The 17,379-nt window shown below is 69.8% G+C and carries 23 protein-coding genes; 14 read left to right on the forward strand and 9 right to left on the reverse strand.

Annotation, left to right across the window (positions count from 1 at the left end; genetic code table 11):
* Positions 1–100: 100 nt before the first annotated feature.
* A complete protein-coding gene (locus tag SBI80_RS12260) occupies positions 101–319 on the forward strand; it encodes a hypervirulence associated TUDOR domain-containing protein (protein ID WP_318974907.1) in 219 nt (72 codons plus the stop codon).
* A 63-nt stretch (positions 320–382) separates the two neighbouring features.
* Here SBI80_RS12260 and SBI80_RS12265 read toward each other — a convergent pair whose 3' ends face one another.
* On the reverse strand, positions 383–1,069 hold the full coding sequence (locus SBI80_RS12265) for an HAD family hydrolase (RefSeq protein ID WP_318974909.1): 687 nt from the start codon (positions 1,067–1,069) through the stop codon (positions 383–385).
* 45 nt (positions 1,070–1,114) lie between these two features.
* Entirely contained in the window at positions 1,115–1,462 is a 348-nt protein-coding gene (locus tag SBI80_RS12270) for a hypothetical protein (RefSeq protein WP_318974911.1), read from the reverse strand.
* A 167-nt stretch (positions 1,463–1,629) separates the two neighbouring features.
* Between SBI80_RS12270 and SBI80_RS12275 the strand changes: the two genes are divergently transcribed.
* From SBI80_RS12275 to SBI80_RS12300, 6 genes are all read left to right on the forward strand, one after another.
* Positions 1,630–2,196 (forward strand): type 1 glutamine amidotransferase domain-containing protein, encoded by a 567-nt coding sequence (locus SBI80_RS12275; protein ID WP_318974913.1) that lies wholly within the window; start codon positions 1,630–1,632, stop codon positions 2,194–2,196.
* Between the two features lie 92 nt (positions 2,197–2,288).
* On the forward strand, positions 2,289–2,564 hold the full coding sequence (locus tag SBI80_RS12280; protein ID WP_318974915.1) for a hypothetical protein: 276 nt from the start codon (positions 2,289–2,291) through the stop codon (positions 2,562–2,564).
* A gap of 63 nt (positions 2,565–2,627) precedes the next feature.
* Positions 2,628–3,338: a glycosyltransferase family 2 protein gene (locus SBI80_RS12285; RefSeq protein ID WP_318974917.1), complete on the forward strand. Its 711-nt coding sequence runs from the start codon at positions 2,628–2,630 to the stop codon at positions 3,336–3,338.
* The gene (locus SBI80_RS12290; protein ID WP_318974919.1) at positions 3,335–4,279 is read left to right on the forward strand and encodes an acyl-CoA dehydrogenase family protein; all 945 of its coding nucleotides are present in this window, start codon (positions 3,335–3,337) and stop codon (positions 4,277–4,279) included. The genes SBI80_RS12285 and SBI80_RS12290 overlap by 4 nt, the downstream gene beginning before the upstream one ends.
* A complete protein-coding gene (locus SBI80_RS12295) occupies positions 4,276–5,040 on the forward strand; it encodes a PIG-L deacetylase family protein (RefSeq protein WP_318974920.1) in 765 nt (254 codons plus the stop codon). Before SBI80_RS12290 ends, SBI80_RS12295 begins: the two co-directional genes overlap by 4 nt.
* Complete coding sequence (locus SBI80_RS12300) at positions 5,037–5,654, forward strand: SAM-dependent methyltransferase (RefSeq protein WP_318974921.1); 618 nt, start codon at positions 5,037–5,039, stop codon at positions 5,652–5,654. Before SBI80_RS12295 ends, SBI80_RS12300 begins: the two co-directional genes overlap by 4 nt.
* Here SBI80_RS12300 and SBI80_RS12305 read toward each other — a convergent pair.
* The gene (locus SBI80_RS12305) at positions 5,651–6,073 is read right to left on the reverse strand and encodes an STAS domain-containing protein (RefSeq protein WP_318974922.1); all 423 of its coding nucleotides are present in this window, start codon (positions 6,071–6,073) and stop codon (positions 5,651–5,653) included. The two genes, SBI80_RS12300 and SBI80_RS12305, sit on opposite strands and share 4 nt — an antisense overlap.
* Positions 6,074–6,336: 263 nt before the next feature.
* Here SBI80_RS12305 and SBI80_RS12310 point away from each other — a divergent pair, with 263 nt between their 5' ends.
* Genes SBI80_RS12310 through SBI80_RS12325 form a run of 4 tightly spaced genes read left to right on the forward strand, consistent with a single transcriptional unit; the run spans position 6,337 to position 9,195 of the window.
* On the forward strand, positions 6,337–6,837 hold the full coding sequence (locus SBI80_RS12310; RefSeq protein WP_318975250.1) for a DUF6328 family protein: 501 nt from the start codon (positions 6,337–6,339) through the stop codon (positions 6,835–6,837).
* A 46-nt stretch (positions 6,838–6,883) separates the two neighbouring features.
* Complete coding sequence (locus tag SBI80_RS12315) at positions 6,884–7,330, forward strand: hypothetical protein (RefSeq protein WP_318974924.1); 447 nt, start codon at positions 6,884–6,886, stop codon at positions 7,328–7,330.
* A gap of 41 nt (positions 7,331–7,371) precedes the next feature.
* Positions 7,372–8,373 (forward strand): acetyltransferase Pat, encoded by a 1,002-nt coding sequence (pat, locus tag SBI80_RS12320; RefSeq protein ID WP_318974926.1) that lies wholly within the window; start codon positions 7,372–7,374, stop codon positions 8,371–8,373.
* A 3-nt stretch (positions 8,374–8,376) separates the two neighbouring features.
* Complete coding sequence (locus SBI80_RS12325) at positions 8,377–9,195, forward strand: shikimate 5-dehydrogenase (RefSeq protein WP_318974928.1); 819 nt, start codon at positions 8,377–8,379, stop codon at positions 9,193–9,195.
* Positions 9,196–9,198: 3 nt separating this feature from the next.
* On the opposite strand, the gene SBI80_RS12330 is transcribed toward SBI80_RS12325, so the two are convergent.
* A complete protein-coding gene (locus SBI80_RS12330; protein WP_318974930.1) occupies positions 9,199–10,053 on the reverse strand; it encodes a hypothetical protein in 855 nt (284 codons plus the stop codon).
* Positions 10,054–10,078: 25 nt separating this feature from the next.
* Complete coding sequence (lpqN, locus tag SBI80_RS12335) at positions 10,079–10,801, reverse strand: envelope biogenesis lipoprotein LpqN (RefSeq protein WP_318974931.1); 723 nt, start codon at positions 10,799–10,801, stop codon at positions 10,079–10,081.
* A 98-nt stretch (positions 10,802–10,899) separates the two neighbouring features.
* Between lpqN and SBI80_RS12340 the strand changes: the two genes are divergently transcribed.
* Together SBI80_RS12340 and SBI80_RS12345 are read left to right on the forward strand one after the other, a co-directional pair.
* A complete protein-coding gene (locus SBI80_RS12340; RefSeq protein WP_318974933.1) occupies positions 10,900–11,556 on the forward strand; it encodes a DUF5642 family protein in 657 nt (218 codons plus the stop codon).
* Between the two features lie 28 nt (positions 11,557–11,584).
* Positions 11,585–12,259, forward strand: a complete 675-nt coding sequence (locus SBI80_RS12345) for a DUF5642 family protein (RefSeq protein ID WP_318974935.1) — start codon at positions 11,585–11,587, stop codon at positions 12,257–12,259.
* Here SBI80_RS12345 and SBI80_RS12350 read toward each other — a convergent pair.
* Complete coding sequence (locus tag SBI80_RS12350; protein WP_318974936.1) at positions 12,256–12,870, reverse strand: alpha-ketoglutarate-dependent dioxygenase AlkB; 615 nt, start codon at positions 12,868–12,870, stop codon at positions 12,256–12,258. The two genes, SBI80_RS12345 and SBI80_RS12350, sit on opposite strands and share 4 nt — an antisense overlap.
* A 30-nt stretch (positions 12,871–12,900) precedes the next feature.
* Complete coding sequence (gene soxR / locus SBI80_RS12355; protein WP_318974937.1) at positions 12,901–13,332, reverse strand: redox-sensitive transcriptional activator SoxR; 432 nt, start codon at positions 13,330–13,332, stop codon at positions 12,901–12,903.
* Positions 13,333–13,378: 46 nt separating this feature from the next.
* On the opposite strand from soxR, the gene arcA reads away from it, so the two are divergent.
* Entirely contained in the window at positions 13,379–14,587 is a 1,209-nt protein-coding gene (arcA, locus tag SBI80_RS12360; RefSeq protein ID WP_318974939.1) for an arginine deiminase, read from the forward strand.
* Here arcA and SBI80_RS12365 read toward each other — a convergent pair.
* Together SBI80_RS12365 and SBI80_RS12370 are read right to left on the reverse strand one after the other, a co-directional pair.
* On the reverse strand, positions 14,584–15,426 hold the full coding sequence (locus SBI80_RS12365; RefSeq protein WP_318974941.1) for a hypothetical protein: 843 nt from the start codon (positions 15,424–15,426) through the stop codon (positions 14,584–14,586). The two genes, arcA and SBI80_RS12365, sit on opposite strands and share 4 nt — an antisense overlap.
* A 395-nt stretch (positions 15,427–15,821) precedes the next feature.
* The gene (locus SBI80_RS12370; protein WP_318975251.1) at positions 15,822–17,273 is read right to left on the reverse strand and encodes a dolichyl-phosphate-mannose--protein mannosyltransferase; all 1,452 of its coding nucleotides are present in this window, start codon (positions 17,271–17,273) and stop codon (positions 15,822–15,824) included.
* Positions 17,274–17,379: the final 106 nt, after the last annotated feature.

The raw sequence follows: 17,379 nt of genomic DNA on the forward strand, positions 1-17,379 counted from the left end.
TTCGACGCCCGATCCCAGCGACGTTCGACGCCCGATCCCGGCGTGGCCGACGACGGTCTCGGCGTGCTTTCGTCGGGTCGAACGTGGGTATTGACCTCCCATGGCGAAGAGTGAATTCCACAAGGGTGACCGGGTCGAATGGGACAGCCACGGCGGCAAGGCCGTTGGCCACGTCGACGAGAAGATCACCGAGGACACCAAGGCTGCCGGTCGCACCGTGCGGGCCTCCGACGACGACCCGCAGTACCGGGTGCGCAGTGACAAGAGCGGTGGCGACGCGGTGCACCGGCCGGACGCATTGCGCAAACACCGGGACTGAGGTCGACGCGGCGCCTGCGCAACGGGGCCGGGTCGTCGTGCAGCAGGTGGCCCGGCTGCTGACTCAGCGCGTGGACGCGGACTGAGAACTCAGCTGTCCGATCGGCCCCTCGCGGAGGTGGTCGAGCAGATCCTGCGGGTTGGCGTAGACGGCGAGCGCGCCCTCGGCCTCGAGTGCCCTGCGGTCGATCCCGCCGCTCTCGACGCCGACGCACGCCACCCCCGCGCGCTTCGCGGCGCGGACGTCCCAGACCGAGTCTCCGACGAAGATCGCCCGATCGGCGGTGACGCCGGCCCGCTCCAGGGCGACCTCGACGATGCCGGGCTCGGGCTTGGCGGTGTCCACGTCACCGGAGGACGTGACCGCCGAGACGATGTCGTCGCGCTGCAACACCTTGCGCAGCACCTCCAGTTCGTCCTCGGGTGCCGATGTCGCAAGCACGGCCTGCAGCCCCATGTCCGCGACCGCGTCGAGCAGGCGCAGCGCACCGGGCAGTGGCTTCAGCAGCGAGGTGAGATCGAAGTAGAACCGGGAGTTGAGCTCCTTCAGCTCGTCCGCGACGTCGTCGGAGGCGTCCGGCGCCAGTTCCTCGACCAACGTCGATCCGTCCATGCCGATGCGCTGGTGGATGCGCCACGACTCCACGTCGAAACCCGCCTTGCTGAACGCGCGCTGCCAGGCGTGCACGTGGAGATAGTTGGAGTCGATCAGGGTGCCGTCGATGTCGAACAGCACAGCGGGTGCAGTCATCTCCGCCGCATTCCCGGGTCGGCGCCCGACTAACCGGCCGCGCAGTCAGAACGTGCCGTACAGCACCAGCGCTGCGACGATGATGAGCGCCCACGCGATGATCGGCACCACGATTCCGTACCGCCGCCGCGCCGTGAGGAACGACAGTGCGATGCACACCACCGCGACGACGGGCACCCCGTACTCGATGAGCCCGAAGACCGACTCGCTGGGGCCGACCCCGCCGCAGTCGCCCGCCGTGCAGCCTGCGGTACCAAGCACCTGCAGGTAGGCGTAGACCACGACGGCCAACGCACCCACTGCACTAAGGATGGCCAACATCCAGTTCAGTGCCGTGCGCCCGCCGTGGCTGGCGCGGTCGACGTCGGCGCGCTCGGTAGATGCCGTGTTCACGAGCATCCCCTCTCGTCGAGCCTGCATCCTCAGCGCGGTGATACCCGGGCTCGTCGACGCGAAAACGGCGCCCGCCCCAATTCGGGCGCGACGTTTGACGTCGCGCCCGCCCGGAGAATGCAGCCCTCGCGCGCACACCACGCGTTCACACCACCCGTTACACCTCCATGGGGAAGGCAACCGTGACCACCGAGACCCTGCACGGCAAGCGCATCGCAATCCTGGCCACCGACGGCGTCGAACGCCGAGAACTCGAGGAGCCGCGAGCCGCGGTGACCGAGGCCGGTGGTGACACCCGGTTGCTGTCCCTGGACACCGGCTCCATCGATGCGCGCAACCACGACCTGGAACCAGCGGGCGAATTCGACGTCGACGCCGTCGTCTCCGATGCCGACGTCGCAGATTACGACGCGCTGCTGATCCCGGGCGGAACGGTGAACGCCGACAAGCTGCGGCTCGACTCCGCCGCGGTCGCCTTCGTGCGCGACTTCGTCACCTCCGGGCGTCCCGTCGCCGTCATCTGTCACGCGCCATGGACGCTCATCGAGGCGGGCGTCGTCGAGGGCCGGACGCTGACGTCGTACCCGAGCCTGCGCACCGATCTGCGCAATGCCGGCGCCGACGCGGTCGACGAGGAGGTGGTGATCGACGGCAACCTGATCTCCAGCCGCTCACCGGAGGACCTCGAGGCGTTCTGCGCCGCCGTCGTCGCGGAGTTCGCGAAACCGCGCTAGATCGTGACGTTTCGCTGACGAAGCGGCGGGGCACACCGCTGTCGACCACCGTGGTCTCAGCAACCCCTCAGGAGGAATCGACCTTGAAGCGCATGACGGTGATGACCAGCGTTGCGGCGGCGAGTTTGGCGTTCGGTGCCCTCGTCACCGGTTGCGGTGCCAAGGTCGAGGGCGGCGACACGTCCTGCAAGGACTACATGGCCGCCAACGATTCCGACCAGCAGACCGCCGTGTCGAAGATGCTCAAGGACGAGAAGGGCACCGACGCCGCGCAGCTCGAGATCACCGGCACCAAGCTCTCGGTCCAGACCTTCTGTCAGACCGCGGGCAAGGAAGACAGCAAGATCAAGGAGGCGCCGCACCTCTAGCCACGGGGCGCGTGACGCATGGGACGGTGGCGCCCCGGCCAGTGACGAGTTAGGCGAACCGCGATGACGTTCGACCGGGTGGTGGTGGTGGTCCCGGCCCACGACGAGGCCGAGAAGCTGCCGGCGTGTCTGAAGGCGATTCTGACCGCGGCCGCGTGTGTTTCGCAGCCGGTCTCGGTCGTCGTGGTGCTGGACGCCTGCACCGACGACAGTGCGGAGCTGGCGGGCCGGTTCGGCGCCGACGTGGACTTCGTCGAGGTCGACGCCAAGAACGTCGGCGCCACCCGCGCAGCCGGATTTCGGCATGCCAGGGAGGCGGTTGCCGCCAGCGGCTACGACGAGTCCCGAACCTGGTACGCCACCACCGATGCCGACAGCAAGGTCGACGCCGACTGGCTGTCGCGGCAGCTCGAGGCCGACGCCGACATGGTGCTCGGCGTGGTCCGGGTGACGAACTGGCGGCACTTCTCGGCAGCCTCCGTGCGGCGCTATCTGGCCGCCTACCGCGCCAAGTCGAACGGCCGTGACGGGCACGGCCACGTGCACGGGGCGAACATGGGCTTCCGGGCCGACGCCTACTGGGCGACCGGCGGATTCGCCGCCATGGCCTCCCACGAGGACGTCGACCTGGTGCGGCGCTTCGAGGCCGACGACCGGCGCATCCACCGCGACACCGCTCTGTCGGTCGAGACCTCAGCCCGGCGCGAAGGGCGCGCCCCACGCGGCTTCGCGAACTATCTCAAGTCGGTGTCGCGGCGTGGAGACGTGGCGTGACGGCGGCTCTGGTGCGGCGGTGGCTGGCTGCGGGCGAGCTCGACCTACCCGCGCCGGGCTCCGGCCGGACCGCGTCCCGATGGTGGAAACTGGCGGCGCTGACCGAGAACGACGTCGTCGCCGGGCGGTTGGCGGAGGCCCACGCCGATGCCCTGGCGATCCTCGCCGAGCTCGGCGGCCCGACGCCCGCCGCTGGGCAGCTCTGGGGGGTGTGGGCCGCCGAGGCGCCCCAGTCGATCGTCACCGTCCGCGAACGCGACGATGGGCAGGCCGTCCTCGACGGCACGAAGGCCTGGTGCTCGGGTGCGGACATCTGCACGCACGCGCTGGTCACGGCCCGTCGTGACGACAACGTGCGTGGCCTGTACGCCGTCGACCTCGGGCAGGGCGGGGTGATGCCGCTGCCGGACACGTGGCGCAACGCCGGCATGCACCGGTCCGACACCCGCTCGGTGCAGTTCAGCGACGCGGTGGGCATACCGGTCGGCCGGCCCGGCGACTACCTGTCGCGGCCCGGATTCTGGCACGGCGCGATCGGCGTGGCGGCGTGCTGGCTCGGGGGCGCCCGCGGTGTGGCCGCGCCGCTGTACCGCAAGGTGGCCGAGGATCACGACGTCGCAGTTGCCGACGTGCACGTGCGGGCGCATCTCGGGGCGGTCGACGCGGCGCTGGCGGCGGCGGAGGCGATGCTGGTCTCGGCCGCCTGCTACGTCGACGCCGAACCCCGCGGTGACCGGGCCGAGCTCATCGCGCGGCGGGTGCGCGCCGTGGTGGAGCACGCCGTCGACGAGGCGATCACCCGCACCGGCCGAGCCCTTGGCCCGGCCCCCCTGGTCACCGATGCCCGCCACGCCCAGCGAGTCGCCGACCTCACCATCTACGTGCGTCAAAGCCACGCCGAGCGTGATCTCGCCGCCCTCGGCCGGCTGGCGGCCCGGTGAGCGAGCCAAGCGGCAACGGCGCCAGGTTCGCGGCCCGGCCGATCGCCGAGGGCGGCACCTCGACGGCGCAGTGGCGCGAGTGGGGCCGCCGTTTTCCCGTCCTCGACCTCGCCGACTGCAGGGCGCTGGTGCTGGTGGCGCCGCACCCCGACGACGAGACGCTTGGCTTCGGAGCCACGGCGTCCCTGCTGCACACCCGGGGGGTCGACGTGACCGTGGTGTGCGTGACCGACGGCGGAGGGTCGGTGCCCGGGCTGTCGCAACTGGAGCGGAGGTGGCTGGAGGACGACCGCCGCGTCGAGCTCGAGAAGGCGACGGCCATCCTCGGCCTCGGCGAGGCGATCCGGCTGGAGCTGCCCGACGGCGAGGTGGCCGAGCATCAGGCCGAGCTCACCGACCGCCTCGTCGAGATCGTCGGCGCAGGACCAAGGGGCACCTGGTGCGCGGCGACGTGGCGCGGGGACGGGCACCCCGACCACGAGGCCGTCGGACGCAGCGCCGCGGCCGCCGCCGAGCGCACCGGCGCCTCGCTGCTGGAGTACCCGGTGTGGATGTGGCACTGGGCGCGGCCCGACGACGCGGCCGTGCCGTGGCACCGCATGGAGATGGCCCCTTACGACGCCGCGGCGATGGCCCGCAAGCGCCGGGCCACCGCGGTCTTCGAGACTCAGTCCAAGCCCTACGAACCGGGCTTGGACGCCGTGTTGCCGCCGTTCGTGCTGCAGCGCCTGTTCGCGGTGGGGGAGGCGGTGATCCGATGATGCGGTTACCCGATCGGTACTTCGAGGACATGTACGCGGCGGCTCCGGACCCGTGGCAGCTGGCCGACCGCTGGTACGAGGCGCGCAAGTACGCCATCACCATGGCGATGCTGCCCGACCGGCGCTACCGGCACGCCTTCGAACCGGGCTGCTCGGTGGGGGTGTTGACCGCCCGACTGGTGGAGCGCTGCGATCACGTCACCGCGTGTGACGTCGCGCAGGCGGCGCTCGACGCGACCCGCCAGCGGCTCGGCGCGCGGGACGACCTGACCTTGGCGGTGGCCTCGCTGGACGCGGACTGGCCGCGCGCCGCGTTCGACCTGGTCGTGCTCTCGGAGGTGGCGTACTACCTGTCGGAGGAGTCGCTGCGCGGCGTGCTCGACCGCGAGTGCGCCCGCCTGGAGCGGGGTGCGACGGTGATCGCGGCGCACTGGCGCCACCGCGTCGCGGACTATCCGTTGTCGGGGGACGAGGCGAACGCGGTCATCGCCGCGACCGCGGAGCTGAGCGCGCTGGCGCGCTACCGTGACGACGACGTCGTGATCGAGGTGTTCTGCAAGGGACCGGCCGAGTCGGTGGCCGTGCGGGCCGGCCTTCCCGGGGCGACGACCTAGCGGTTCGACACCAGTCGCAGGTGGCTGCGCGGGGGCCGGGTGACGGCTCTCAACGCTGCCTCGAGGGTGTCCGCCACCGGCAGCCCGCCGTCGGGATCGCAGATGTGCAGCACCCTGTCGACCTCGGGGCCGGCGACCAGCGTCCAGTTCACCGCGAACCGGGAACACATGACGTTGATCCGGTGCAGGATCGAAAATCCTTGGGTGCCAAAGAATTCCAGGGCGCTCAGATCGACGACGAGGCGGCTGACGGAGTCGAGCTCGGCCTCGACGTGACGGCTGAGGGTCAGCGCGTTGGCCGCGTCGATCTCACCGTTGGCCGTGACGACCGGGATCGACCGGGCCAGTGCGGTGCTGTACCGGACGCGCGCTCGGAGTTGTGGCGGAACGTCGGGTGGTGCGCCGGGGGCTAGGGACATGATGGGCTCCAGGGGACGTGATGCTGACACTTACGTCAGAGAGTGGGCCCTGTTGCCTAAAGCCGCCGCTCGCAATGCGTGCCGGGTGTCGATGACGTCGTTCTCGGCTGTATTTCAACCTTGAGTCGAGAGTAGCCCCATTGCGCCAGTCGAACAATGACGTTCTTGGCCGTTCGCGTTCTGCGTCGGCCCACTTCATCGCCGTTTTGCCGGCCGGGTCGCCGGGCATCCCGTCAACACCTGGACGACGGGAGGCGGTGACGATGGACGTCGACCATCCCGAGCGGAACCAGGAGTGGGATCGTGTCGCCCGGTCGGAGACCTCGACCGAGCGACTCGACCGCAACTGGTCGAGCCTGTTGCAGGAGTTGCGCGTCGTGCAGACAGGCGTCCAGCTGCTGACCGGTTTTCTGTTGACACTGCCGTTCCAGCAGCGGTTCGACGCGCTGGACCGGGACATGAAGGCGGTGTTCCTGATCACCGTGTCGTGCGCGGTGTCGGCGTCGCTGCTGCTGATCGCCCCGGTCGGGATCCACCGCATGCTGTTCCGCCAGCGGAGGTTGCCCACCCTCGTCTCGGCCGCCCACCGGCTCGCCTACGCGGGTCTCTTGCTGCTGGGGTTGGCGCTGGTAGGGGTGACGGTGATCGTGTTCGACGCGGTGTCCGGTCCAACCGCCGCCGTGGTGGCCGGGGTCGTGGCCCTGGCGGGCTTCACGGCGTGCTGGGTGGCCGTCCCGATGTGGTTGCGGGTTTTCCGGCGCTGAGCCTCGGGTACTCGCTCGCCAGTCGAACGGGAAGTGATCACCGAACATGGCCCACAAGCATCTGGCCCGGAAGCGGAAGTCCTCGAGGGCGAACGTCGTCGCCGCCTCGCTGTCGCTGGCGGTGGTGCTCGCCGCAGTGGTTGCCGCCACCGTCGTGCACGTCATCGAAGGTCAACCCAGTCCGGCGCGGCAGGCCGCGGCCACGGCGCCCACCCTGCAGCAGCCCGTCAGCCAAGAGGGCTGGATCGTCGCGGTGACGCCCACCTCGGTGACGGCGCGCAGCGTCGACGGGTTCGCCAGGACATACGTCATCAATTCCGACACCAACGCGATCACCACCAGCGGCAGCTTCGTCGGAGGTGCGGGAACGACGTTCGAGGTGAACGACGAGGTGTCGATCGTCGGCGTCGTCCGCGATGGCACCGCCGTGGCCACGGCGGTGGCCGAGAAGCGGGTCAGCAACCTCGACGGCCCGCCCATGGACCCACTCTGATAGTCGTCGTTGCGACGGCCGCGTGACGTAACCTCGTTCCCATGGCGGGATCCAGCACCGTCAGCGCCGACGAGCTGGCGGACTTGGAGTTCTTCGCCGGCTGCCCGGTCGAGACCCTCGAGCCGCTGGCGGCCCTGCTCCGCCCGCTGAGTGCGCCGCCCGGACAGGTGCTGATGCGCCAAGGGGAGCACGCGGACTCGTTCCTGCTCATCGGCTCGGGCCGGGCGAGCATCGTGCACGTCGGTGAGGGCGGGGAGACGTTCCACGTCGACGCGACCCCTGGCCTGATCGTCGGCGAGATCGCGCTGCTGCGCGATGCGCCACGCTCCGCGACCGTCGCGGTCACCGAAGCCCTCGACGGATGGGTCGGTGGCCGAGAGGCCATCGCGGCCATGCTCGACGTGCCGGCGATGATGCAGAAGCTGGTCCGCACCGCCCGCCAGCGTCTGGCCACCTACGTCACGCCCATCCCCGTCACCCTGCGCGACGGCACGGAGCTGTACCTACGGCCCGCCCTGCCCGGTGACGACGAACGCGCGGCGCACGGTCCGGTGCAGTTCTCCAGCGAGACCCTCTACCGGCGCTTCCAAACCACCCGGACGCCGACGCCGTCACTGATGGCCTACCTGTTCGAGGTGGACTACGTCGATCACTACGTCTGGGTGCTCACCGACGGAAGGGCGATCGAGGCACCGATCGTCGCCGACGGCCGGTATGTCCGCGAGAACGATCCGAGTGTCGCCGAGGTCGCGTTCATCGTGGGCGACGACTATCAGGGCCGCGGGATCGGCAGCTTCCTGATGGAGGCGCTCGCCGTCGCCGCGCGGGGAGAGGGCATCCGGCGATTCACCGCCAGGGTGCTGGCGGACAATCTTCCGATGCGAACCATCCTCGACCACTACGGCGCCAAATGGCACCGCGACGACCTTGGCGTCGTCACCACCAGCTTCGACGTCCCGGTGATGCGTGACCTCTCCCTGCCCCCCGAGCTCTACCGGGAGATCCGTTCGGTGGCGCGCCAAGTGATTCGCGCGGTGGGCTGACCCGTGCGACCACCTCTGAACAAGGACACCAAGTTGTGCATCTCGCTGGCCGCCCGGCCCAGCAACATAGGCACCCGCTTCCACAACTACCTGTACGACCAACTCGGGCTCGACTTCATCTACAAGGCGTTCACCACGACCGACATCACCGCCGCGATCGGCGGGGTGCGCGCCCTTGGCATCCGCGGCTGCTCGGTCTCGATGCCGTTCAAGGAGGACGTCATCGCGCTGGTCGACGAGGTGGAGGCCTCGGCGCGGGCCATTCACTCGGTCAACACCATCGTCAACGACGACGGACGTCTGACGGCGTCCAACACCGACTACCTCGCGGTGCAGCGGCTCATCGACGAACACGGCCTCGATCCGTCGGGGCGGGTGCTGATCCGCGGCAGCGGCGGCATGGCCAGCGCCGTCGGGGCGGCGTTCCGCGACTACGGCTTCAGCTCGGGGATCGTCGTCGCCCGCAACGAGGAGAGCGGCCGTGCGCTCGCCGACCGGCTGGGCTACGACTACGCGACCGACGTCGGTTCACACACCGCGGCGGTGATCGTCAACGTCACCCCGATCGGCATGGCTGGCGCGGCCGAGGCCTCCGAGCAGGCGTTCGACGAGGCGACCATCGCGCGCGCGGACACGGTGTTCGACGTCGTCGCGCTGCCGTCCGAGACACCGTTGATCATGGCGGCCCGCGCGGCGGGGGTCCACGTCATCACCGGCGCCGAGGTGATCGCCCTGCAGGCCGCCGAGCAATTCGAGCGCTACACCGGAGTCCGGCCGACGGCCGAGCAGGTCGCGGAGGCCTCCGCGATCTCCCGGGCGTGACGCTCAGGATGCGTCGACCACGGTGATCGGCCGGCGCACCAGCTCGATTCCGTGGCCGGTGAAGCCGGCGTAGATCATCCTGGCCGCGACGAACCACGACAGCGACGAGTGCACCGCCGACGCGGTCGGAGCAGCGTCGCCGGGCAGCGCCAACGCGAACGGCAGCGTCACCTCGATGCCCTGCCGCAGCGTCGTCCTCTTGCCCAGCTCGAGGATGCGGCCGTCGAGCAAGACGTCGTCGGCGGGCGGGCGGGCCAGCGGGTGCGATTCGCGCTGGCGCTGCCAGAACACGGCGACGTTCCCGTCCGGGAGATCGATCGTGGGCCGCAGCACGACCTCTCCGCGGACGGTCTCGCCGGATCGGTACAGCGGGGAGCCGAGGACGACGTCGATCGCGGTCACGCCGTCACCGGAGACGAGCTCGAGCGGTTCGACGACGGCCTCCACGTCGTCCGCACCGACGACGACCACGAATTCGCCGCGCACGTCGATGGGACGGCCGGCGCGTTCGATCCTGAGCCGGCACGACCACCGCGCGATCTGCGGGGACGAGCCGGGCGCCCAGGACGGAATCTTGAACGTGGCCGTCGCACCGGTGAATTCACTCATTGCGACGGGCAGTTCCACCCGGGTGACGCAGACCCAGTCGTCGCCGTCGCGATCGCTGCCGAACTCCACGCCGGGCTGACCGGCCCAGTGAAAGCGGTAGAAGTTGTCGTAACCCCATTCCAGCGTGGCCGTGGCCACCCGGTCGACGGGCCGTTCGGTCGTCACCGTGGCCGTGACCGTCTGGCGGGGACGTACCACCTCGGGCGTGACCGCCACGTGCACGCCGCCGGGCCGGCTGAGGGGTCCCACTAGGCGCCCTTCCTCGTCGGAGTCGTCAGGGCGTGATGGTCGTCTGATCGTCGATGGCTGCAGTTGCGTCCATCAGGGGGTTGATCTGATCCTCGGTGCCGCTGGCGTTCAGCTGCAGGACGAAGAACCCGCTCTTGTCGGCGGCCGGGATGACGACGGTCTTCTGGGCGATCAGGCGCTTCTCGCCATCCTTGGTGTAGGTGGCGCCGATCTGATAGGCGTCGAAACCGCCGAGCTTGGAATTGCCGCCCTCGCCCGCGCTCTCGTACCCGGGCAGGTTCTTCAGCTCACCGGGCGCGAACTTGAAGATCATCGCCGGATCGACGTTGCCGGTGAGCTTCGACATGATCGCCACGATCGAGGGCGGGTTGGTGGCCGCCGACGGGTCGGCGTAGACGATCTCCGAGAAGGCGCCCTCCGGCGTCTTCGGTCCGGCGTCGACCCAGCCCCTTGGCGTGGGCATGTTGATCGTCGGCGTGCCGGGATCACCGCGCTTGACCGGGGTCTCGATGATGCCGTTCTGCTTGATGTAGTCGGCGATGGTGGGGTTCGTGCCGGCGGCCTCGGTCGTCGGCGCCGCGCTGCTGCTCGCCGGCGCGCTGCTCACCGCGGAGCTACTCGACGACGAGCTGCTGCTGGCCGACGATGACGACGATTCGGTCTTGGAGTCCGAACCGCAGCCGGAGAGGGCTAGTCCCGCGACGACGAGCGCGATGGCGGCTCCAGCGGTGCGGCCGTGAATCAACATGGCGTCTCCTGTCGGTCGGTCACGCGGCCACACATGCCGGCTGGCGTGTCCCCTCGCGTTGTCGGTGCGCGTCAGCGTAGTCGTGGTAGCAAGGCTTCATGCGCGTCCTCGCGTCATGCATCGCCGTCGCGGTGTGTGCGGCGTGTGGGCCGAGCACCGCCGAACCACCGCCGTCGCAGTCGCCGGTGCCGCAGTCGATGCCGCCCTCGGTCGATCCCGCCAGGGTGGATCGCGTACGGTCCCGCGTACCTACCGGTTACGAGTTCGCACGCCTATCGGGTCGCGCTGCGCCCGCGACCTCTTGGGGTCTCGGTCAGGATCCGGTGGCGGATCCGGCGCCGTGCGGTGTGCTGGCGAATCCGGCGGGGGACGCGGACGTGCGGGGCTGGTCGGCGTCGGGTCCCGGTGGCATCGTCTACGCCGTCGTCGCGGACGCGGCCGTCGGCCTGGACCCGGCGGTGCGCGACGCGTGCGCGACCTGGACCCTGGCCGCCGGGCACACCGATGGCGTGGTGCGGCTAATCGATGCTCCGGTGATCGACGGCGCCGCGACACTGGGCATGGCCGCCGATGCCACCACCGTCGTCGAGGGCGGCACCGAGACCCATTCGCACGCCGACACGTTCGTCGCCTACCTGGCTGATCACGTCGCCCACGTGACGGTGGTGACCGACCCGGGGTCTTCCGCACCGGGGCTCGAACCCGGCTTTGCGGCCGAGCTGTTGGTCGAGACGGTGGCGGCGATCCGCGGCTGATGGCCGGCGCCCGGGTAGATTGTCGGCGATGCTCAGGACGCTGTTCGCCCTCGTCTGCGCGATCGCGCTGACCGCGTGTTCCGCCAACGAGGCGGTCGACCACGCCAAGCCGGACGACTCGAAGTCCGACATCGCCAACGTGCTGCAAGTGAAGTCGAGCTTCGGACCAGAGTTCAAGGTGAGCACCTTGGCGCCGACGGGCATCGACCCGCGTCTGCTTGCGCCGCAGGCGCTTCCGCCGGGGACGGTCTTCGATCCGCCCGACTGCGCGAAGGTGGCGACGGGCCTGGTGGTGCCGCCCGGGCTGAAGGGCAACATGGCGGCCACGACGGCCGAGGGCAAGGGCAATCGCTTCATCGCGATCGCGGTCGAGACGTCGGAGGCGCTGCAGTTCCCCGATCCCGGGGACGCCTGCAAGAAGGTCGCCTTCGCCGGCGGCGGTGTCCGCGGGTTGGTCGAGGTCGTCGAGTCGCCGGCGATCGACGGCGTCCGCACCCTCGGCACCCATCGCGTGGTGCAGACCAAGGTCGGCGACAAGCCCGCAACCGGCGAGCTCTACAACTACGTCGCGAGCTTCTCGACGTTCATGGTGATCGTCACCGCCAATCCGCTGGTCCTGCCCAATCAGCCGGTGGCACCGGTCGACACCGCTCGGGCCCGCGACCTGCTTGCCGCCGCAGTCAAGGCGGTACGCGGCGACTAGCGCACGTCGCGTGGGCGGAACTGGATGCTGATCCTGGGCCCCGTGGGCTTGGTCGTCTTGGGGATGGAGTGCTCCCAGGTGCGCTGGCACGACCCGCCCATCACCAGCATGTCGCCATGGCTCTGCGGCAGCCGCAGCGAGCGACCGCCGTTGCGTGGGCGCAGCGCGAACACCCGCGTCGCGCCGAGGCTGAGGATCGCCACCATGGTGTCCTCGGTGCTGCTGCGGCCCACGGTGTCACCGTGCCAGGCGACGCTGTCGCTGCCGTCCCGGTACAGGCACAGTCCTGCGGTGGTGAACGGTTCGCCCATCTCGCCGGCGTAGATGTCGTTGAGCCGGACGCGCAACCGGGCGATCGCCGGGTGCGGGGCGGGCTTGGCGAGCAGGTCGTGGAAGCTGACCAGCCGCGGCACGTCCAGCACCCGGTCGTACATCTGTCGCCGTTCGGCGCGCCACGGGACTGCCTGGACTAGCGCATCGAACAGCTCGTCGGCGTCCTGGCCGCCGCTCAGCCAGCCGGCGCGGACGTCGATCCATGCCCCATCGCCGAGGTTGCGGCGCTCGTCGTGGTCGAAGAGCGCCCCTTGAACCGCCAGACCGGTCGCTGCCACGGCCCGAGTTTATCGCACAGACGTTCGAAGCTACAGCTTGACCGCGCCGGGTCCCTGTTCTGCCAGGACGTCGTCGGGATTGGTCAGCACGCAGGTCTTCAGGCTCAGGCACCCGCAGCCGATGCAGCCCGCGAGGTTGTCCCGCAGTCGCTGCAGGTGCAGGATCCGTTCGTCGAGATCGCTGCGCCACCCGGCCGACAGGCGCGCCCAATCCTTGCTGGTGGGGACCCGATTCGGGGGCAGGGTGGCGAGCGCTTCGCGGATGCGCGCCAGCGGGATGCCGAGGCGCTGTGACATCCGGATGAACGCCACCCGGCGCAACGTCTCGCGGGCGTAGCGGCGTTGGTTGCCCGACGTGCGCCGGCTCGCGATCAACCCCTCGCGTTCGTAGAAGTGCAGCGCCGAGACGGCGACCCCGCTGCGGTGGCTCAGTTCACCGGGAGTGAGTTCCAGCACGTCCATGACCTCAACCATAGTTGAGGTGACGATAGGCGTTACGGTGCTAGGCATGACGGGAACGACGACGCTAGGCGCAAATTCCGAGGTGGGAACCCTGCGGGTCGTCATCCTGCACCGTCCCGGACCCGAACTCCAGCGCCTCACTCCCCGCAACAACGACCGACTGCTCTTCGACGGGATGCCATGGGTGGCGCGCGCGCAGGAGGAGCACGACGCGTTCGCCGCGCTGTTGCGGTCGCGGGGCGTCGAGGTGCTCCTTCTGGCGGATCTGCTGACCGAGGCGCTTGCCAGTGGCGCCGCCAGGATGCAGGGCATCGCCGCGGCCGTCGACAGTCGCCGACTGGGGCTGCCGCTGGCGCAGGAACTCTCGGCGTATCTGCGGACGCTCGCGGTCGCCGATCTGGCCCGGATTCTGATGGCGGGCATGACCTTCAACGAGCTGCCCTTCTTCGGCGGCGAGCTGTCGCTGGTGCAGCGGATGCACCACGACGCCGACTTCGTCATCGATCCGCTGCCCAATCTGCTGTTCACCAGGGACTCGTCGTTCTGGATCGGGCCGCGGGTGGCCATCACGTCGCTGGCGCTGCCCGCCCGCATCCGCGAGACGTCGCTGACCGATCTGATCTACGCGCATCACCCGCGCTTCCTCGGGGTGCGCCGCGCCTACGAGTCGCGCTCGGCACCGGTCGAGGGCGGCGACGTGCTACTGCTGGCGCCCGGTGTGGTCGCCGTCGGCGTGGGGGAGCGCACCACGCCCGCGGGAGCGGAAGCCTTGGCGCGCAGCCTGTTCGACGACGGTCTGGCGCACACCGTGCTGGCGGTGCCGATCGCCCAGGAGCGCGCCCAGATGCACCTCGACACCGTCTGCACGATGGTCGACGTCGACGCCGTAGTGATGTACCCGAACATCCACGACTCGCTGTCGGCGTTCACGATCCGCCAGAAGTCCGAGGGCGTGTCGATCACCAGCGCCGCCCCCTTCGTCGACGCCGCGGCCGATGCGATGGGCATCGACAAGCTGCGCGTCATCGACACCGGCCTGGATCCCGTCACCGCCGAGCGCGAACAGTGGGACGACGGGAACAACACCCTGGCACTGGCGCCGGGCGTCGTGGTGGCCTACGAGCGCAACACCGAGACCAACATGCGCCTGGCGGATTCGGGCATCGAGGTGCTGCCGATCTCGGCGTCCGAGCTGGGCACCGGTCGCGGCGGACCCCGGTGCATGTCCTGCCCGGTGGCGCGCGACCCGCTCTAGACCGGTCGCCGTCGTCTGCGACGTCGCAGTTCGTCGCGCACGCGGCAGGCAATCCTCCGGCCTTGACTCAGACTGGCGAATCCCACCTCGGTCCAGCCGATGCGCTGCACCATCTCGTGACGCGACAGCGCCTGGATGGCCGCGGCCACGCCGGTTGAGTCCGGCGGAAGGAAGCTGACGCCCAGTTCGACGTCGTCCCAGCCCATGCCGATCCGGGCGAACTGGCGGCCGTCGCTCACGATGATGTCGGTCCGCGGCCGAGGTAGCCCGAAGTCGTTGAGCAGCAGCCGCATTCGCGTCTCCTCCGGGCACTGGCTGCCAGCGTCCATCAGCCCAAGGGCCACCCGTGCCGCGGAGATGCCTCGGGCGCCCCGGTGCCGCTCCAGCAGCGGGTCCAAGTCGACTCCGGTCAGACACGCGGTACGCGCGAGCACGTCGAGCAATTCCACGGCGACGTCGCGCGGCAGGTGTCTGCCCAGATCGACCGCGGTGCGTTCGGGCGTCGTCACGCGCATCGCGTCCCTGCCGAGAATCTCGTCGTCGTCGAGGCGCTCCTCGCGCATCACGATGCCGGCGCGTCGGCGCGTGTGGCGCCCGATGAGTTCGATGGGTGTCGCGTCGGTGACGCGATGCACGCCGTGCACGTAGGCCGCGGCCCGGCCTGCGACGACGGCCATTCGCCCCGTCCACAGCCAGGCAGCGACGGTCCGGTCGGGGAACGTCGTCCGCTGATCCTTGGCGACGTACACATTCGGGTGAATGGCGCGGTAGTTCCACCTGAGTTGCCCGCGGGTGAGGGTGCCGTTGGCGATGGCCTCACTTCCGATGAAGGGTTCCACGCAGGTGATGCTCGGCCGCGGTGCCGACGTCCGACCGAGCCGAGGACCGACGCGCGGAGGACCCTGTGGATGAATCGGCGTCTGGGGATGGCGCGCCGCCGGTCTCCGAGACCCGTCCGTTCCGGACGCTACGGCCGTTTCTGCACCAGGGTCGTGGTGGGGGACGAAAGTCGGTACCGCCGCAGCCATGGTGCAGAACTGCGGGTAGCGCGTCGTCCGCTTGGGTGCCAGGCCGGGCGAGTCCGGGACGTCCGGACGGGGTGTCCTGGACCGCGCTACGGCCGTTTCTGCACCAGGGTCGTGGGGTGGGACGAAAGTCGGTGCCACCGCAGCCATGGTGCAGAACTGCGCGTAGTGCGTGATTCGAGTGGGCGCCAGGAGAGAGGCGCCCCGAGCTACCGCCAGCTGGGTAGCCAGATTTGCATGTTCCAGGTCGCCTGCGAGATCGGCAGCCCCGTCAGGATCGGATACATCCACGCGAAGTTGGTGATCACCACCGCCACGTAGATGCACACCACCAGCAGACCGAGCGTTCGGCGTTCGGCGTTCTGCCTCGGTGCGTAGAGCACGTCACCGAGGATCAGCGCGATCATCATCACCAGGAAGGGCGCCATCGGCGCGGCATAGAAGAAGTACATCTGCCGGTCGATGTCGGCGAACCACGGCAGGAAGCCCGCGGCATATCCGGTCAGCGCCACGGCGTAGCGCCAGTCACGCTTGACGAACGACCGCCACACCGCCCACGCCAGGACCGGCACCGCGATGAACCACATCGCCGGCGTGCCAACCAGCATCACCGCCTTGACGCAGGACTGGGCGCCGCAGCCCCCGACGTGGTCCTGGTCGATCGCGTACAGCACGGGCCGCAACGACATCGGCCACGTCCACGGCTTGCTCTCCCACGGATGGTGGTTGCCCGCCGCGTTGGTCAACCCGGAGTGGAACTTGAACGCACCGTAGGTGAAGTGCCAGAGCGACCGGATGGCATCGGGCAGCAGACCGCCCTCGGCGAAGGACTGACCCTCCTGGTGTCGGTCGATGCCGGTCTCGGAGGCGAACCACGGCGCATACGACGCCAGGTACACCCCGAGCGGGATGAGGCCGAAGACGTAGACCGTGGGCCCGAAGTCCCGGCGCAGCGTGCCCAGCCACGGCCGCGGCACCCGGTACTGACGGCGGGCGGTGACGTCGAATGCGAGCGTCATCAGCCCGAAGAACAGCACGAAGTACAGCCCGGACCACTTGGTGGCCACCGCGAGGCCCAGCAGCACGCCCGCGCCGAACCGCCACCACCGCACCCCGAGGCGGGGGCCCCACGGCGTCTGGGCGATGCGGCCCTCGAGCAGGGCGCGGTTCATCCGCTCGCGCATCTGATCCCGGTCGACGATCAGCGCGCCGAAGGCCGCGACCACGAACACCGTCAGGAAGATGTCCAGCAGTGCCGTCCGTGCGGTGACGAAGCTGACGCCGTCGGCGATGATCAGCAGACCTGCGATGCCGCCGATCATCGTCGACCGGGTGATGCGCCGGACGATCCTGGCGACGAGCACCACCAGGATGACGCCGCAGACCGCGCCGGAGAACCGCCAGCCCAGCCCGTCGTAGCCGAACAACGCCTCGCCGACGGCCAGCAGATCCTTGCCGACCGGCGGGTGAACCACCAGGCCGTAACCGGGGTTGTCCTCGACGCCGTGATTGCCGAGCATCTGCCAGGCCTGCGGCGCGTAGTGCTTCTCGTCGAAGATCGGGGTGCCGTCGTCGGTGGGCGAACCGAGGTTCAGGAACCGCGTCAGCGACGCCAGCGCCATGATCACCGACGTCATCGCCCAGCCCTGCAGACGGTCCATCGGTCCGAAGTCGCCGACGGGCACCAGCGGCCCGGGACTGATCACCGGGACCGAGCGGGTGCGCTCGGCGGCGGCCACGTCGGGGTCGATGGGCGGGGCGGTCACG

The sequence above is a fragment of the Mycolicibacterium sichuanense genome (genome assembly GCF_033741125.1).
GTDB lineage: Bacteria > Actinomycetota > Actinomycetes > Mycobacteriales > Mycobacteriaceae > Mycobacterium.

Excerpts from the sequence above, each read along its gene's own strand:
- SBI80_RS12260 (WP_318974907.1), top strand. The coding sequence starts at position 101 with ATGGCGAAGAGTGAATTCCACAAGGGTGACCGGGTCGAATGGGACAGC.
- SBI80_RS12265 (WP_318974909.1), bottom strand. The coding sequence starts at position 1,069 with ATGACTGCACCCGCTGTGCTGTTCGACATCGACGGCACCCTGATCGAC.
- SBI80_RS12275 (WP_318974913.1), top strand. The coding sequence starts at position 1,630 with ATGGGGAAGGCAACCGTGACCACCGAGACCCTGCACGGCAAGCGCATC.
- SBI80_RS12280 (WP_318974915.1), top strand. The coding sequence starts at position 2,289 with ATGACGGTGATGACCAGCGTTGCGGCGGCGAGTTTGGCGTTCGGTGCC.
- SBI80_RS12285 (WP_318974917.1), top strand. The coding sequence starts at position 2,628 with ATGACGTTCGACCGGGTGGTGGTGGTGGTCCCGGCCCACGACGAGGCC.
- SBI80_RS12300 (WP_318974921.1), top strand. The coding sequence starts at position 5,037 with ATGATGCGGTTACCCGATCGGTACTTCGAGGACATGTACGCGGCGGCT.
- SBI80_RS12305 (WP_318974922.1), bottom strand. The coding sequence starts at position 6,073 with ATGTCCCTAGCCCCCGGCGCACCACCCGACGTTCCGCCACAACTCCGA.
- SBI80_RS12310 (WP_318975250.1), top strand. The coding sequence starts at position 6,337 with ATGGACGTCGACCATCCCGAGCGGAACCAGGAGTGGGATCGTGTCGCC.
- SBI80_RS12315 (WP_318974924.1), top strand. The coding sequence starts at position 6,884 with ATGGCCCACAAGCATCTGGCCCGGAAGCGGAAGTCCTCGAGGGCGAAC.
- pat (WP_318974926.1), top strand. The coding sequence starts at position 7,372 with ATGGCGGGATCCAGCACCGTCAGCGCCGACGAGCTGGCGGACTTGGAG.
- lpqN (WP_318974931.1), bottom strand. The coding sequence starts at position 10,801 with ATGTTGATTCACGGCCGCACCGCTGGAGCCGCCATCGCGCTCGTCGTC.
- SBI80_RS12340 (WP_318974933.1), top strand. The coding sequence starts at position 10,900 with ATGCGCGTCCTCGCGTCATGCATCGCCGTCGCGGTGTGTGCGGCGTGT.
- SBI80_RS12345 (WP_318974935.1), top strand. The coding sequence starts at position 11,585 with ATGCTCAGGACGCTGTTCGCCCTCGTCTGCGCGATCGCGCTGACCGCG.
- soxR (WP_318974937.1), bottom strand. The coding sequence starts at position 13,332 with ATGGACGTGCTGGAACTCACTCCCGGTGAACTGAGCCACCGCAGCGGG.
- arcA (WP_318974939.1), top strand. The coding sequence starts at position 13,379 with ATGACGGGAACGACGACGCTAGGCGCAAATTCCGAGGTGGGAACCCTG.
- SBI80_RS12370 (WP_318975251.1), bottom strand. The coding sequence starts at position 17,273 with ATGGACCGTCTGCAGGGCTGGGCGATGACGTCGGTGATCATGGCGCTG.